The sequence below is a fragment of the Campylobacter coli genome, assembly GCF_009730395.1.
In the GTDB taxonomy this organism is placed as follows: domain Bacteria; phylum Campylobacterota; class Campylobacteria; order Campylobacterales; family Campylobacteraceae; genus Campylobacter_D; species Campylobacter_D coli.
This window is the reverse complement of sequence record NZ_CP046317.1, coordinates 1,037,796-1,054,473: the sequence shown is the minus strand read 5'-3', so window position 1 is coordinate 1,054,473 and position 16,678 is coordinate 1,037,796. Positions and strand designations below refer to the sequence as shown.

The window sequence follows — 16,678 nt, the reverse complement described above, 5'->3', positions numbered from 1 at the left end:
TTTGAATATAGATAATATTTAGAGTTTAATAGAAATCTTTCAAGTAGAGTTTGTATTAGAACTTGCTCTTAACATTGTTTTTTAAGTATTCTAAAATAAAAACTTATCAAAGAGAGTAAAGATTTGATTCATTGATAAGATGAAAGATAAGATTTAAAAGATAAAAGTAAAAATTAAAAAACAAAAAAAGAAAAATAAAAAAGAATAGAAGAAAAGCAAAAAAATAAAACAATAGAATAAAAAATAAAAGCTTTATTCTTAAGTTAAATCTTTCAAAGAATATTTAAATAACAATGTCCGTGATTATACAGATGTGGAAACGCCTTGCTCCATCCCGAACCAAGAAGCTAAGCACATCGTGGGTGATGATACTACGCCTTACTGGCAGGGGGAAAGTAGCTCATTGCGGACTTGTTAATTCTACTTTATCTTATTCTTATAGATTTAAAATCTTAGTTTTTATATGTCAATCGTTGTTTTTATATTTAATTATTTTTTTATGTTTATTAAATCTATTATTGTATTAATTATTTTTTTATTGATTGAATTTGTTTTTATGCCAATTAAATATGTTTTTGTATTCATTGTTCTTTTATGTTTATGTTTATGTTTAATTGGCTTGGATTGATTTATGCTTTTGTTCTAATTGTATTTAATCAGCTTAGAATGCTTTGTATAATGCTTTTACTTATCTACAACTTATTATTTTTATATTCAATCATTAGTTTAATTGATTTATGCTTTTGTTGGTTTTAAATACTTTATTAGTCATTGCTTGATTAGTTTATTAATTTATTTAATTTAATCAGTTAGGTTATATTCATTGGTTTGTTTGATTAATTAGTTTGAAGTTTAATTAGCTTGGGTTGATTTAATTTGTAGTTTTATATTTAAATTGATTGGTTGGGTTGTCAGCTTAAGCTATGGTTGTTTATTAGTTTGGTTGTTTGAGTTGTTTAGTTTATATGTTTTTATATCTCAATTATTCTTTTTATTTATTAAATCTTTTGTATCAATAATTAATCTTTATGTTTACTTGTATAGGTTTATTTATTCAATCTATTTTTATGTGTCAATTGTTCTTTATATGTCTAGTTTATATTTTATTATGTAGCTTGGGTTTGTTCAATAATTGGGTTGGATTTTTAATCACTCAAGTTTATTTTATAGTGTTTATTGAGGTTTTATGGTTGGGAGGTATACACTTCTTGGTTGGGTTAGGGGTTAATGTTGGGTTAGGGTGGATAGACTATGATTGTTTATTCTTGTTGGCGAGAATGAATGTTATACTTGAGATAAATTTTTTATCAAGGTATGTTGTTTAATAAATGAATTTTAATTCTAAGCCGAATACGAGTCGTTTTAAATTAGTGTTTGATAAAAATTAATATGTGATGGGGGGGGGTGAATTAAATTTTACCTACACATTCTTTAAATTTTTCTCCACGTTGAGCATAAGAGCTGAATTGATCTAAGCTTGCACAAGCAGGGCTTAATAAAGCTACTTCATTGTTTTTTAGCGTTTTGGAAATTTCTTGTACAGCATTTTCTAAAAATTCACACTTACGAGCTTTTAAATTTGCTTTTAAAGCATAATCAAGCATTTTTTGAGTGCTAAGTCCTATAGCATAGAGTTCTATGTTGAAATTTTTCATAAAATTAAATAAAGCGCTTAAATCCACACCCTTATCATCGCCGCCCACAATAAGATGAATTTTTTTATTTTTATAGCGGTTAAGAGCGGCCATTACAGCGTTTTCATTGGTCGCTTTAGTATCATTGACCCAAAGTCTACCTTGACTATCTTGTAATTCTTCGAGTTTATTTTTTTCCATGATAAATTGATTTAAAAGTTCATAGCTTAGACTATCAAGTAGAATTTTTTCTATACTTAAAGCCATGACAGCATCAAGCAAAAAAGGGCTTTTAAAAGATATTTTTTCTATATCGATACCCATTTTTTGAGTAAGATCAAATTCATCTTTGTAAGAGATAATATAAGCTTTTGTAGGTGTTTTTGCGTAAATTTCAGGCAAGATTGCAATATCACACTCATTCATTCTTTCTAAAACGCTCAATTTATCTTTTGCATAATTTTCAAAGCTTCCATGCCATGAAAGATGATCCGCACTTATAGGTAGAAGTGCATAAATTTCGGGTTTTGCAGTATGGGTATAGTGAAGTGTAAAAGATGAAGTTTCAAGTATCCAAATTTTGGCATTTAAATCAAGCTCAGCCAGAGGAAAACCGACATTTGCTCCCATTACTGCTCCAACATGTGAAAGTAGATGTGTAGCCATTTGTGTGGTTGTGGTTTTACCATTTGTACCACTGATCCAAACAGATTTTGGCATAGCATCATAAAAAAAATCGTATTCGCTTTGTAAATTTTTTGCTTTTTTTATAAGGTTATGGTTAGGTGGAAAGCCAGGGCTTGGAATTTCAAGCTCGCTTACTTTTTCATCAAATTCTTTAGGATTTAAAAGATGATTACCCCATTCATCCTTGCTTTTTTCTTGAAAATGATCATCGTAGATATCAAAAGGGCCGAATTGATTGGCTAAATTTTTAGCTATTGCCTGTGTGGTTTTACCATATCCAAAAAGTGAAATTCTCATTATCTTAACTTTATCGATGCAAGCGCAAGTAAATTAGATAGCAAGGCTATCATCCAAAAACGTACTATGATTTTATTTTCTACCCAGCCTATTTTTTCAAAATGATGGTGTATAGGCGCCATTTTAAATACTCTTTTATTGAAAATTTTAAAGCTTCCCACTTGTAAAATGACAGAAATGGTTTCAAGCACAAAGACAAAGCCTACAAGTAAAAGCAAGATTTCATTTTTGCTTATGATGGCTAAAAAACCTATAAATCCACCCAAGGCTAAGCTTCCACTATCTCCCATAAAAACTTGTGCAGGATAGCAGTTATACCATAAAAATCCCATAAGAGCTCCAATCAATGCAGCACAGATAATCACTACCTCGCCCAAGCCTTGAATTTTAGGTAAAAGCAAATATTCACTATAATTTAAATTTCCACTCAAATATAAAAATATACCTAAGGTAGATAAAGAAAAAATGCTAGGAACTGTTGCAAGTCCGTCAAGTCCATCGGTTAAATTGACAGCATTAGAGCTGGAGATTAAGACCAAAATCCAAAAAGCAAGAGCAAAAATTTTCATATCAAAAAGCGGATATTTGTAAAAAGGAAGATAAAATTCTGTATTAAATTCAGGGCTAAAATATAAAGGTAAAATACAGATTAATCCTACGCTTATTTGTGCTAAAAGTTTCATTTTTGGGCTAAGTCCTGAGTGGTTGTCTTTTTTTAAAATTTTACCCAAATCATCCACAAGTCCAATAAGGCAAAAAAGCACAAGACAAAGCAAGGCGGTGATTGTAAATACATTATCCAATTTAGCACAAAGAAGACTTGTAAAGACTGCACAACCTATAAAGATAAGCCCACCCATTGTAGGCGTTTGAGATTTTACCTTGTGAGTTTGGGGTGCTAGTTCATAAATGGGTTGATTTGCATTTTTGTTTTTAGCCCAAGCAATAAATTTAGGCATGATAAATAAAGACAAGCATAAAGCAATGAAAAATGCAAAGCCCGCGCGTACACTGATATAAGTAAAAAAAGCATAATCACTAAAATAAGAAAGATAATACAAAAGCTAGCCTTCTTTTTGGTTTTTAAAAGCTTAATTTTAGTAAAATCTAGCCAAAAAATTTCTTATAAAAGAGTAAAAAATGAGACAAAAATGTATTTTAGTTATTACAGATGGAATAGGTTTTAACAAAGAAAAAGATTTTAATGCTTTTGAGGCTGCTAAAAAGCCAAATTATGAGAGGCTTTTTAGAGAAGTACCAAATTCTTTAATTAAAACTAGTGGTTTAGCGGTAGGTTTGCCTGAAGGGCAAATGGGAAATAGCGAAGTGGGCCATATGTGTATAGGTAGTGGGCAAATTATCTATCAAAATTTAGTGCGTATTAATAAAGCTATAGAGAGTTGCGAACTTGAAAAAAACGCAAATTTAAAAAAACTTCTACAAAAATGCAAAAGAGTGCATGTTATTGGTTTATATAGCGATGGTGGGGTTCATTCTATGGATACACATTTTAATGCCTTGCTTGAAATTTGTGCCAAAAATGGAAATGAAGTTTTTGCACATGCAATTACTGATGGACGCGATGTAAGTCCTACAAGTGGATTAGAATTTATAAGAAAGCTAAAAAATCATTGTGAGGAAATAGGCGTGCATTTTGCTACGCTTTGTGGCCGTTTTTATGCTATGGATAGAGATAAGCGTTGGGAAAGAGTTAAGGAATATTATGATTGTTTATTAGGCAAGAGCAAGGGTGTGTCAAATTGGGTTGATTATATAGAAGAATGTTATCAAAATGAAACAACTGATGAATTTATTCAAGCGGCTAAAAACGAGAATTATAAAGGCATGCAAGAAGATGATGGATTGATTTTTGTTAATTTTAGAAATGATAGAATGAAACAACTCATCGAAGTTTTAAATTCTCAAAATTTCAAGGAATTTGAGCGAGAAAAAGTGTTTGAAAATTTGCTTACTATGAGTGTTTATGATGATAAATTTAACATTCCAGTACTTTTTGAAAAAGAAGAAATTAAAAATACACTTTCTGAAACCATCTCCAAAGCAGGACTTACTCAACTTCATACTGCAGAAACTGAAAAATATGCTCATGTTACTTTCTTTTTCAATGGAGGAAAAGAAGAACTTTTGGAAAATGAAACAAGGGTTTTAATCCCAAGTCCAAAGGTAAAAACTTACGACGAAAAGCCTGAAATGAGCGCTTTTGAAGTATGCGATGCGGTTAAAAAAGGGATAGAAAAGGGCGAAGATTTTATAGTGGTGAACTTTGCAAATGGTGATATGGTAGGCCATACAGGAGATTTTAATGCTGCCATTAAGGCTGTAGAAGCAGTAGATGTTTGTTTGGGCGAAGTGGTCGAGTGTGCAAGAAAGCATGATTATGCCTTTATCATTACAAGTGATCATGGAAATTGTGAAGCGATGCAAGATAAAAAAGGAAATTTATTGACCAATCATACAACTTTTGATGTTTTTGTTTTTGTAGAAGCTAAGGGAGTAGATAAGCTTAAGGAAAATATGGGACTTAGTAATATCGCTGCAAGTGTGCTTAAAATATTAAATTTAGAAATTCCAAAAGAGATGAATGAGGCTTTATTTTGATCTGTTTGCCTTTTGATATAGATTTTTGTTAAAATTTAATTTTATATTTTTTTTAAGGATAGAAATGAAATTTAGTGGAAAAAATGTTTTGATTACAGGTGCAAGTAAGGGTATTGGTGCTTCTATTGCAAAAACTTTGGCAAGTTTTGGATTAAAAGTTTGGATTAATTATCGCTCAAAACCAGAACTTGCAGATGCTTTAAAAGATGAAATTCTTGCGCAAGGCGGCAATGCAGCTGTGATTAAATTTGATGCAAGCAAAGAAGATGAGTTTGAAAATGCGATAAAAACTATAGTAGAAAGCGATGGAGAGCTTAGCTATCTTGTAAATAATGCAGGTGTTACAAACGACAAACTTGCCTTAAGAATGAAACTCGAAGATTTTACAAGTGTAGTGGATACAAATTTGAGTTCTGCATTTTTAGGTTGTAGAGAGGCTTTAAAAACAATGAGCAAAAAGCGTTTTGGTGCGGTTGTGAATATTGCTTCAATTGTCGGTGAAATGGGGAATGCCGGTCAGACTAATTATTCTGCGAGCAAGGGTGGAATGATTGCTATGACTAAATCTTTCGCTAAAGAGGGAGCAAGTAGAAATTTGCGTTTTAATTGTGTTACTCCAGGCTTTATTAAAAGTGATATGACAGAGATTTTAAGCGATGAAATCAAACAAGCATATCAAGATAATATCCCTTTAAAACGCTTTGCAGAACCTGAAGAAGTTGCAAATTGTGTAGCATTTTTATTAAGTGATTATGCTTCTTATGTGACAGGTGATGTGCTTAAAATTAATGGCGGATTATATATGTAAGGAAAGTATATGGACTTAAAAGAAATTGAACAATTTTTAGATGAAAATACTCCTGCGTTTTTGGCAACTTTAGGAACTTGTGGAAATCCTAGGGTTCGTCCTATGCAGAGCCCTTTACTTGTAGGAGATAGAATTTATTTTTGTACTTCTAATAATAAAGGACTTTTTAAGCATATACAAAATTATAATGGTATTGAATTTTGTTCTTGTTCTAGAGAGGGCGTTTTTTTAAGACTTAGAGCAAATGCAGTTTTTGAACCTAACGCAAAAGTTAAAGAGCTGATGTTTGAAAAATATCCTTATCTTGTAAGCCTTTATGAGAATCCACAAAATTCTAGATTTGAAGTTTTTTATCTTGATAATTTAAGTGCTAAAATGCAGTTTCCAAACGGAGATTTTAAACTTTATAAAGCTTAAAGCAAGGATTTTCCTTGCTTTAAATATCCATTTTCATTTGTAAAGCATGTTCCCAAAAAGCATTTTCTAAACGCACTACATTATAAAAAATTTCGCTAAGATTTTCAAATTTTTCTTGAGATATTTGTTGAGTATAAGAATTTAAAAAGTCTTCAAATTCTTTAATTTCACTTTGAAATTCATCTGAACTATAGGTTAAAATCCATTCTTTATAAGGGTGATTTTGAAGTTTTTCCTTGCCAAGTCTTTTATAAATTTCAGCTCCTATATAACCATAACCTATGGCACAAGCACTTAAAGCCACTAACATATCTAAAAAATTTCCACTTTCACCCACGCTTAACATATAGCGTGTGTAAGCTATATTGGTCAAACTTTCATCTTTAACATTTAATTTATCAGCATTGATGCCAAGTTTTAAAATACTTTTATGAAGTTCAATTTCTCCTTCTATAATGTAGTTTTGAAATTTCATTGCAAAGCGTAGTTCTTCGGCATTTTTTGCATTTAAGGCAAGTCGTGCATAGCATTTAGCATAATGGATGAGATAGATATAATCTTGTTTGAGATAAAAAAGAAAATTTTCTTCTTTTAAACTTCCATTTTCTAATTTTTTTACAAATTCATGATGTAAATATTCATCCCAAATGTGTGAATTTGTTTCAATAAGTCGAGAAAAAAGCATTTCTTACTCCTAAAATTCAATGGTTTTTTAAAGTATAGTCAAAAACTATAAATATTTTAAGTTTTTTATTGTAAAATACGCTTTATTTTAATTTTTATCAAGGAGATATATAAATGGCAACATTTGATGATGTAAAAGCAGTGGTAGTAGAGCAATTAAGCATTGATGCGGATGCTGTTAAGATGGAATCAAAAATCATTGAAGATTTAGGTGCAGATTCTTTGGATGTTGTAGAGCTTATTATGGCATTAGAAGAAAAATTCGAAGTAGAAATCCCAGATAGTGATGCTGAAAAACTAATTAAAATTGAGGATGTTGTAAATTATATCGAAAATCTTAAAAAATAATTTAAAAAAATTCACTTTACAAGGAGCTTGTTCTTGAAAAGAGTTGTAGTAACAGGTATTGGTATGATCAATGCCTTGGGTTTAGATAAAGAAAGTTCTTTTAAGGCGATTTGTGAAGGTAAGAGTGGTGTGAAAAAAATCACTCTTTTTGATACTACAGACTTTCCGGTTCAAATTGCAGCAGAAATTGAAAATTTCGATCCTCTAGAAGTAGTTGACGGTAAAGAGGTTAAAAAAATTGATCGTTTTATTCAATTGGGCATTAAAGCTGCTCGCGAAGCAATGCAAGATGCTAATTTTGATCAAAATTTAGACAAAGAAGAATTTGGAGTTGTTTCAGCTGCGGGAATTGGAGGTCTGCCAAATATAGAAAAGAATTCGGTTATTTGTTCTGAACGTGGCCCTCGTAAAATTTCTCCATTTTTTATACCTTCAGCTTTAGTAAATATGTTAGGCGGTTTAATTTCTATAGAACACGGACTTAAAGGACCTAATATTTCTTGTGTAACGGCTTGTGCAGCAGGAACTCATGCTATAGGGGAAGCATATAAAAGTATAGCTTTAGGTAATGCTAACAAAATGTTGGTAATTGGCGCAGAAGCTGCTATTTGTCCTGTAGGAATTGGCGGTTTTGCTTCAATGAAAGCTCTTTCTACTAGAAATGATGATCCTGCTCATGCTTCAAGACCTTTTGATAAAGAAAGAGATGGTTTTGTAATGGGAGAGGGTGCAGGCGCTTTGGTTTTTGAAGAGTATGAAGAGGCTAAAAAGCGTGGGGCTAAGATTTATGCTGAATTGGTTGGTTTTGGAGAAAGTGCTGATGCGCATCACATTACCTCACCTACATTAGATGGACCTTTAAGAGCGATGAAAAAAGCCTTAAAAATGGCAGGAAATCCAAAGGTAGATTATATTAATGCACATGGAACTTCAACGCCCGTAAATGACAAAAATGAAACAGCTGCAATTAAAGAGCTTTTTGGAAGTGAAATTCCAGCGGTTAGCTCAACAAAAGGACAAACAGGGCATTGTTTGGGTGCTGCAGGAGCTATTGAAGCGGTTATTAGCATCATGGCATTAGACAATGGAATTATGCCACCTACTATTAATCAATTTGTTAGCGATGAAGAATGTGATTTAGATTATATACCAAATGAGGCCAGAAAAGCGGATTTAAGAGTTGTGATGAGTAATTCTTTTGGCTTTGGCGGCACAAATGGTTGCGTGGTATTTAAAAAAGTAGATTGATATGGCTTCGTATTTAGATTTTGAAAAAAATATTCAGCAAATTGATGAAGATATTATCAATGCTCAAATTAAGGGTGATACCGAGGCTGTTGCTATACTTAAAAAAAATCTCGAAAAAGAAATTGCTAAAACTTATAAAAATTTAAGCGATTTTGGACGCTTGCAACTCGCTCGTCATCCAGATCGCCCTTATGCACTTGATTATATAGATCTTATTTTAAATGATGCTTATGAAATTCACGGAGATCGTGCTTTTAGAGATGATCCTGCTATTGTTTGTTTTATGGGGTATTTAGGAGAAAAAAAACTTATAGTTATAGGAGAACAAAAAGGACGTGGCACAAAAGAAAAGATCGCTAGAAATTTTGGTATGCCTCATCCTGAAGGTTATAGAAAAGCTTTAAGAGTGGCAAGACTTGCAGAGAAATTTCAAATTCCTATTTTGTTTTTGATAGATACCCCGGGTGCTTATCCAGGTTTGGGAGCAGAAGAACGTGGTCAAAGTGAAGCTATTGCTACAAATTTGTATGAACTTAGCGATTTAAAAACTCCTACTATAGCTGTGGTTATAGGAGAAGGAGGAAGTGGTGGAGCTTTGGCTATAGGTGTGGCTGATAAGCTTGCAATGATGAAAAATTCAGTTTTTTCTGTCATTTCTCCTGAGGGTTGTGCAGCTATACTTTGGAATGATCCTTCTAAAAGTGAAGCAGCAACAAAAGCTATGAAAGTTACTGCAGACGATTTAAAAAGTCAAGGCTTAATTGATGATGTGATTGAAGAGCCTATCAACGGAGCCCATCGCAATAAAGAAGCTGCTGCTGTTGCTATAGCTGATTATGTTAAAAAAGCCTTGGATGAATTAGAAAAAATAGATCCGCGAGAACTTGCTTCAAATCGCATGCAAAAAATTCTTCAACTTGGAGCTTTTAGCGAAAGCTAAAAACTCTACTTAATAAAAATATTCTTTAAAATTTCAAATTATTCTAAAAAATTAAAATTTTGACAATAAAGCAAAACCTACAAAAAGAAAAGTTCAATAAATATAAGAGATAAATAATGAATACTTTATATCCTTTATATCACAAATAAAACAATATAGAAGATGCAAAGAAGCATTTATACTTTTTAATGGATAAAAAATAATTTGACAAATGGGTAATATTGTAATAAAAATTTATTAATATTTAAAATATCACTTTTATATTAAAAATATATAAAAATTAAATATATTATTTTTTTAAATTTGCTTAATTAAGTAACAATAAATTTAAAATATGAGAATATTAGTAACATTATTAAATAAAATTTTTATTTGTCAAAGATTTATTGATAAGATTTAAGTATTTTTTATTGGAAGTTAGTGGAAAATTATCTTAAAATTACTCAAGATAAGGAGCTAAATGATGGATACTATTAATATTATTATTTTATTTTCCCTCATAATATCAATTGCTTTGGGCTATGTTCTTAAAGCAAATATCGGAGTCTTCGCGATACTTTCAGCCTTTATTGGGGCATACCTTTACGGTATAACACCAGAAAAGGTGATTAATCTTTGGAATGGAAGTTTAAGTTTATTTTTTATACTTCTTTCTATTACTTATTTTTATGGTTTTGCGATTGCAAATGGTACGCTAAACAATCTCGCGTTAAAAGCTGTGTATTCTGTTAGGAATAGACCTTGGAGTATTCCTATTGCACTTTATATTACAGTTATGGTATTTGTAGGAATTGGACCAGGACATTATGCAGGCTTTGCTTTTATGAGTCCTTTGGTTCTTTATATTGCTAGCAAAATCAAAATGAATAAGATTTTAGCAGCTATTATTATTTATTCTGGTTCCTGTGCAGGTGGATTTAATCCCTTTACCCTTGGTGGCAGAGTAACTTTTGATCTTATCGAAAAACTTGGTTATTCAGCAGAAGCTTCTGCAATAATGCAATTAAATTTAGGTAAAAATATGTTTATTGCACATACTTTGATTTTTATAATCGGATATTTTTTGCTAAAAGGTTATAAGGTGAAAATTACTTCGCAAATTACAAAACCAAAAAGACTCAATGCTGCACAATGGAAGACGGTTTTTATTGTGTGTTTTGTTTTTGCGGTTATTATGATCCCATCTTTTTTTCTTGCTTTAAATCCTCATGATGAAACACTAAAAAAAGTAACTTCCATTTTTAACCCTGTTTTTGTTTCATTTCTTGGAATCGTTTTGGCAGTAATATTTGGAATTGGTAGTGAAAAAGAAGCATTTAAGAATGTGCCTTGGGATTTGATTTTCATGATTGGATCACTTTCTATGCTTATTGAGCTCAGTAAAACAACAGGCATAATGGAAAATATCACAACATTTATGAGTGCGCACGGTTCAAGTAGCAGTAATTGGCTTTATTATTTGCTTGGAATTTTATCTTCTTGTATGAGTGCGTTTGCCTCAAGCATGGGGGTGGTTATGCCAACATTTTTCTCTATCGTACCATCAATCAAAGCACTTGAGCCATCACTTGCATTTTCTATAATCGCAGTATTTGCAACATTTACTAGATATTCAAGTTTTTCAACAGGCGGAGCCTTGGTTTTGGCTGGTGCACAAGATGAAAGTGAAAAACGCTATCTTTTTATAAGATTGATAATATTGCCTTTAATTTTGGTAGTATTTGGTTTTGTATTATTATTTTTAGGTATTTTAAATTAAGGAGAAAAAAATGAGTTATGAAAATTTTATTGGAAAACAAGAAAAATTTACAGAAAACATCAATGAAAAACAGGTGCAAAAAATTGTTGCAACGCTACAATCTAAGCAATTAAAAAATGGCGATGCCCTTCCATATCTTTGGCAATGGTGCTTTTTTAATGAAGCACTAACTCCAGATAAATTAGGCAGAGATGGCCATCCTAAACTAGGACTAGATAAAAATAGCTTTTTTCCAAGCTTTGGTGAAGTCAATCGTATGTGGGCAGGAGGTAGATTTAACTTTATTGCTCCTTTGATTATTGGAGAAGATGCAACAAAAATAACCACAATAAAAAAGATTCAAGAAAAACAAGGAAAAAGTGGAAAACTTACTTTTGTTACCTTAGAGCACTGCTATTATCAAAAAGAGCAGTTAAAAATCGAGGAAGAACAGGATATTGTTTATAAACAACCAGCACCTCCAAAGCTTACGAGCGATGTAGTTGCTATGAATGCAGATTATTCTGAAAAAATGCAACCTGATTCCACGCTTTTGTTTCGCTATTCTGCTTTAACCTTTAATGGCCATAAGATCCACTATGATTTTCCTTATGCAACGCAAGTTGAGGGTTATCATGGTTTAGTTATACATGGTCCTTTATTGGCAACTTATATGATTAATTGCTTTGTAAAAAATCATCCCGATAAACAAATTATTAATTATAGTTATAGAGGTATGCATGCACTTTGTGTTCCTGATAGTTTTGCTGTGGAGTCAAAAATTATTGACAACAATACTGCTGAAGTATGGATAAATAAAAATGGATTTGTGGCACATTCTGGCACTATTCATTTTAAATAAAAAGGAGAAGAGATGTTACCTTTAGAAGGAAAACTAGTTTTAAGTATAGAACAAGCAATAGCAGCACCTTTTTGTACAAGGCAATTGGCAGATTTGGGAGCTAGAGTTATTAAAATCGAAAGACCTGAAGTGGGAGATTTAGCAAGAGGATATGATAAAAGAGTAGATGGCATAGCTAGTCATTTTGTATGGGTAAATCGTAGCAAAGAAAGTTTGGCTATTGATTTAAAAGATCCTGATGGGCTTGAATTTATCAAGACGATTTTACCAAAAGTAGATATTTTTGTACAAAATTTAGCATTTGGAGCATCTAAAAGATTGGGATTAGATTATGAAAATCTAAAAAAATATAACCCAAAGATTATAGTTTGCGATATTTCTGGATATGGCGAAGGTGGAAATTATGGGCATAAAAAGGCTTATGATCTTTTAATACAATCAGAAAGCGGCTTAGTTTCTATAACGGGTACGCAAGATGAATGTGTAAAAGTTCCAATCAGTATCGCAGATATTTCCGCAGGAATGTATGCTTATAGCGGTATTTTACAGGCATTATTATACTTAGAAAAAACGGGAAAGGGTTCTAGGGTAGAAATTTCCATGCTAGAATGTATGGCTGAATGGATGAATTATCCTCTTTATTACACCTATAAAAATGCGACTCCTCCAGAGAGAAAGGGTGCATTTCATGCAAGCATTACTCCATATGGTCCTTATAAGGCAAAAGATGGAGTTGTAATGTTTGGCTTGCAAAATCCAAGAGAGTGGGAAAGTTTTTGTAAAATTGTATTGCAAGATGAATCATTGATCGAGCATGAAGATTTTAAAAATAATACCTTAAGAACCAAAAATGCATCAAAAGTAAAAGAAATAATCGAAGATGCTTTCAAAAACCTTAGTGCAAAAGAAGTTGTAGATCGTCTTGATGAAGCAAAAATTGCAAATGGAAATGTTAACGAACTTAATCAAGTATGGGAGCATCCACAACTAAAAGCTAGAAATCGTTGGAGGGAAGTTGATAGTGAAGTTGGAAAAATTCCTGCACTTTTGCCACCTGCGACAAATAACAATTATGAAGCTAGAATGGATAAAATCCCAGCTCTTGGAGAACATACAGAATCAATTCTTAAAGAATTTGGCTTTTCTGATAAGATAAATTTATTCAAAGAAAAAAAGATTATCTAAGGATTTTATATGAAAGCCAAAAGTTTTTTATTTGTTCCATCAATTTTTCCAGAAAGATTTACAAAAGCTTTGCAAAGTGGTGCTAGTCAAATTATTATTGATTTAGAGGATTCTGTTGAAGTGGCAAAAAAAGAAGTTGGAAGAAAAAATATTGTAGATTTTTCAAGCCAATGTGCTAAAAATAATGATAAATTTCTTATAAGAATCAATGAAACAAAAAGCAAGGAATTTCAAAAAGATTTGTCTTTAATTTCAACTATTAAAGAATCTAATGGCATTATTGGCGTTGTATTGCCAAAAGCGCAAAGTTATGAGGATATAGATATGCTTAGTCAATTTGAACTTCCTATATTACCTATTATTGAAAGTGCGTTAGGAGTGGAAAATTTAGATGATATTGCTAGGCATCCGAGTGTTTTAGCATTAAGTTTTGGAAGTTTAGATATGACTTTGGATTTAAATTTGCAAGAGGGTGAGGGTAAGAATTTTATTTTAAATAGCATTAGAACACAGATTATTCTAAAAAGCACAAAATACAGTCTTTTATCGCCAATAAATGGAGTTTATCCTGATATAAAAAATATTGATGGATTAAAAGAGGATTTAATATTTGCAAAATCAATGGGGTTTGGGGGGTCTTTGTGCATTCATCCAAACCAAGTTGCACCAATTAATGAAGTTTTTAGCCCATCGGCCAAGCAAATTGCATGGGCAAAAGAAATTTTATCACTTAGGCAAAATAGCAATGATATTATTTTTAACTACAATGGAATGATGGTGGATCTACCCGTTATTAAGAAAGCAGAACAAATTCTGTTAGATAGCAATTCAAATCTCTCATAGGGAGATTTGAATAAATTATTTGTGTATAAATATAATACTTTTTTTAAGATATTTTATCCTCTTACTTGTCTTTAAAATAACTTATAATATTTCTAAAAAGCTATGTTTTGTGCAAATTTTAAGCTTTAAAATTGTTTTTATAATTATTATCAAAGTTAAGTAAATTTAAAGTCATTTTTATCTATACTTCAAAATTGATTTTAACTATCATAATAGCCTAATACAAGAAAGGAAAAAGGATAATGAATGCTAAAAAGCTTAAATTAAGCATTTTATGTTTTTGTTTGATGGGATTAGGTGAAATCAAAGCAGAAGAACAATACCAACTTGATGATGTGGTAGTGAGTGCAAGTGGTTTTGAACAAGACTTAGTGGATGCGCCTGCTAGTATTTCTGTTATTACTAAAGAAGAGCTTAGTAAAAAGCCTATTAAGGATATAGGAGAAGCAATTTCGGATATCCCGGGTGTTGATGTTACTATGAATAAAACCGGTACTTATGATTTTAGCATACGAGGTTTTGGAAGTTCTTACACTTTGGTTTTGATTGATGGAAAGCGTCAAAGCGTTGCTAATGGTTTTTATGATAATGGTTTTGGCGGTAGCGAATCAGGATATTTACCACCCGCATCTATGATAGAGCGTATCGAGGTGATACGCGGACCTGCTTCTACACTTTATGGTAGCGATGCAGTAGGTGGGGTAATAAATATCATTACTAAAAAAAATCCCAATAAAACCGAAGCGAATATAGAATTTAGCACCCTTTTACAGCAGCATTCTAGTAAATATGGAAATGCGGGTGGTTTTAATGCTTATGTGGCTACACCTTTGATTGAAGATACACTTTCAATTTCTGCTAGGATTAAGTATTATGATAAGGCAGCTTCTGATTTAAAATGGCCTACGCCAGTTTGGAGTAATGGTACTCAAAGACCTGAAAATTATCAAATCGCAAGTCATAGTCCTGGATATTTTACGAGTTTAGGTTTTGGATCAAGACTGAATTGGACTGTAGATGATAGCAATAATGTTTATTTAGATGTTGAGCGTTATATCAATGAAATTTCAGTAAATTCCACAAGTAGTAGTGCTATTAAAAGCGAAAGGCAATTGTTTAAAGACAATGTCGTTTTAAATCATGATGGAAATTATGAATTTGGAACTACAAATTCATACTTACAGTATGGTAGTACTAAAGATAAAGATCTGCATAGTCAAATTTGGGTAGGAGAAGGAAAGGTTGTCTTGCCTTGGAATTTGGATAAATATGGAAATTTAGTAAGTACCTTTGGAACAAGAATAGACTATGAGACACTCAAAAACGATCAAGAAAGTGCAGGTAGCGAAATAAGGGGTAAAAATCTTGATCAAACTACGGTTGCACTTTATGGCGAGGGTGAATATTTTATCAGTGATGATTTGATTTTTACTACAGGCTTGCGTTATATTTATAGTGATTTGTTTGATTCTGAAGTAACTCCTAGAGTATATCTTGTTTATCATTTAAATGATAATGTTGCTTTTAAAGGAGGTGTAGCTATGGGTTATAAAACTCCAGCAGCAAAACAACTCACCAATGGTTATTATAATTATAGCAATAATGGTGCTTCTTTTGGAAATCCTGATTTAAAACCTGAAGAAAGTACAAATTATGAGCTAGGAGTTGATTTTAGAATATTTGATTTTGCTCATTATTCTATTACAGGATTTATTACTGATTTTAAAAATCAAATCAGTAGCGAAGAGTTAACAGGAATGTACAATGGTATTGATTGTGCCAATGGTGTTACATGCGAACGTTCTATCAATCTTGGTAAAACACAAACTAGGGGTATAGAATTGGCTTTCAATACAAAACCTTATAAGGGTTTTAGTGTTAATTCAAGTTATACTTTTATGGATAATCGCTACAAGGATGGACAGACAAATTGGTTTGGTGGAGATAGAATAGAAAATTTACCAAGACATATTGCTATGTTAAAATTAAATTACGAGCAAGGAAAATTTAGCTCTTATGTTAAAGCGCGTGCAAGACTTGATACTATAGCCAGATCAAAAGGTGGTGGCAGTGGCACTTTGCCATGGCAAAAATATAAGCCTTTTTATATAGTGGATTTGGGAGTAAATTATAAAATCGATAAACAATCAAGTTTGAGCTTTACAGTGCAAAATCTTTTTGATAAAGATTTCTTTGATCCGCAAGTTACAAGATGGGATGGTGCTAATCCAGGAGGTTATGCAAATCGCTATCAAGATTATACAGAAGGAAGAAGTTTTTGGTTAAGTTATAAATATGATTTTTAAATTGAAAAAAAGAGTGTCTTAACTTAAAACAAGTAAAAACAAAGTATAATGAAGAAAAAATA

14 protein-coding genes and 1 rRNA gene are annotated in these 16,678 nt (G+C 31.7%); 12 read left to right on the top strand and 3 right to left on the bottom strand.

What is annotated here, in order from left to right:
• Window positions 1-295: 295 nt before the first annotated feature.
• Window positions 296-412: ribosomal RNA gene (rrf, locus tag FOC43_RS05295) — 5S ribosomal RNA — on the top strand.
• Between the two features lie 997 nt (window positions 413-1,409).
• On the opposite strand, the gene murD is transcribed toward rrf, so the two are convergent.
• The gene (murD, locus tag FOC43_RS05290; protein ID WP_004284893.1) at window positions 1,410-2,618 is read right to left on the bottom strand and encodes a UDP-N-acetylmuramoyl-L-alanine--D-glutamate ligase; all 1,209 of its coding nucleotides are present in this window, start codon (window positions 2,616-2,618) and stop codon (window positions 1,410-1,412) included.
• Entirely contained in the window at window positions 2,618-3,679 is a 1,062-nt protein-coding gene (mraY, locus tag FOC43_RS05285; protein WP_002778429.1) for a phospho-N-acetylmuramoyl-pentapeptide-transferase, read from the bottom strand. The genes murD and mraY overlap by 1 nt, the downstream gene beginning before the upstream one ends.
• Window positions 3,680-3,758: 79 nt before the next feature.
• On the opposite strand from mraY, the gene gpmI reads away from it, so the two are divergent.
• From gpmI to FOC43_RS05270, 3 genes are all read left to right on the top strand, one after another.
• Window positions 3,759-5,237 carry a 2,3-bisphosphoglycerate-independent phosphoglycerate mutase gene (gene gpmI / locus FOC43_RS05280; RefSeq protein WP_002782186.1) on the top strand — a complete coding sequence of 493 codons (1,479 nt, stop codon included), beginning with the start codon at window positions 3,759-3,761 and terminating at the stop codon, window positions 5,235-5,237.
• A 64-nt stretch (window positions 5,238-5,301) separates the two neighbouring features.
• Entirely contained in the window at window positions 5,302-6,045 is a 744-nt protein-coding gene (gene fabG / locus FOC43_RS05275) for a 3-oxoacyl-ACP reductase FabG (RefSeq protein ID WP_002800110.1), read from the top strand.
• A gap of 9 nt (window positions 6,046-6,054) precedes the next feature.
• The gene (locus tag FOC43_RS05270; protein WP_002778435.1) at window positions 6,055-6,462 is read left to right on the top strand and encodes a pyridoxamine 5'-phosphate oxidase family protein; all 408 of its coding nucleotides are present in this window, start codon (window positions 6,055-6,057) and stop codon (window positions 6,460-6,462) included.
• 19 nt (window positions 6,463-6,481) lie between these two features.
• On the opposite strand, the gene tenA is transcribed toward FOC43_RS05270, so the two are convergent.
• The gene (gene tenA / locus FOC43_RS05265) at window positions 6,482-7,147 is read right to left on the bottom strand and encodes a thiaminase II (RefSeq protein ID WP_004284899.1); all 666 of its coding nucleotides are present in this window, start codon (window positions 7,145-7,147) and stop codon (window positions 6,482-6,484) included.
• Between the two features lie 113 nt (window positions 7,148-7,260).
• Here tenA and acpP point away from each other — a divergent pair, with 113 nt between their 5' ends.
• The 8 genes from acpP (at window position 7,261) to FOC43_RS05225 (ending at window position 16,616) form a co-directional block, all read left to right on the top strand.
• Entirely contained in the window at window positions 7,261-7,494 is a 234-nt protein-coding gene (gene acpP, locus FOC43_RS05260) for an acyl carrier protein (protein WP_002778438.1), read from the top strand.
• Window positions 7,495-7,527: 33 nt separating this feature from the next.
• Entirely contained in the window at window positions 7,528-8,742 is a 1,215-nt protein-coding gene (locus FOC43_RS05255; RefSeq protein ID WP_002784557.1) for a beta-ketoacyl-ACP synthase II, read from the top strand.
• A gap of 1 nt (window position 8,743) precedes the next feature.
• On the top strand, window positions 8,744-9,682 hold the full coding sequence (accA, locus tag FOC43_RS05250; protein WP_002778440.1) for an acetyl-CoA carboxylase carboxyl transferase subunit alpha: 939 nt from the start codon (window positions 8,744-8,746) through the stop codon (window positions 9,680-9,682).
• A 463-nt stretch (window positions 9,683-10,145) separates the two neighbouring features.
• On the top strand, window positions 10,146-11,441 hold the full coding sequence (locus FOC43_RS05245) for an SLC13 family permease (protein ID WP_031263635.1): 1,296 nt from the start codon (window positions 10,146-10,148) through the stop codon (window positions 11,439-11,441).
• 10 nt (window positions 11,442-11,451) lie between these two features.
• Window positions 11,452-12,282: a hypothetical protein gene (locus FOC43_RS05240; RefSeq protein ID WP_002778444.1), complete on the top strand. Its 831-nt coding sequence runs from the start codon at window positions 11,452-11,454 to the stop codon at window positions 12,280-12,282.
• 12 nt (window positions 12,283-12,294) lie between these two features.
• A complete protein-coding gene (locus FOC43_RS05235) occupies window positions 12,295-13,467 on the top strand; it encodes a CaiB/BaiF CoA transferase family protein (RefSeq protein ID WP_002778446.1) in 1,173 nt (390 codons plus the stop codon).
• 9 nt (window positions 13,468-13,476) lie between these two features.
• Window positions 13,477-14,310, top strand: a complete 834-nt coding sequence (locus tag FOC43_RS05230) for an HpcH/HpaI aldolase/citrate lyase family protein (RefSeq protein WP_004284907.1) — start codon at window positions 13,477-13,479, stop codon at window positions 14,308-14,310.
• A 242-nt stretch (window positions 14,311-14,552) separates the two neighbouring features.
• Complete coding sequence (locus FOC43_RS05225) at window positions 14,553-16,616, top strand: TonB-dependent receptor domain-containing protein (RefSeq protein ID WP_002778449.1); 2,064 nt, start codon at window positions 14,553-14,555, stop codon at window positions 16,614-16,616.
• Window positions 16,617-16,678: the final 62 nt, after the last annotated feature.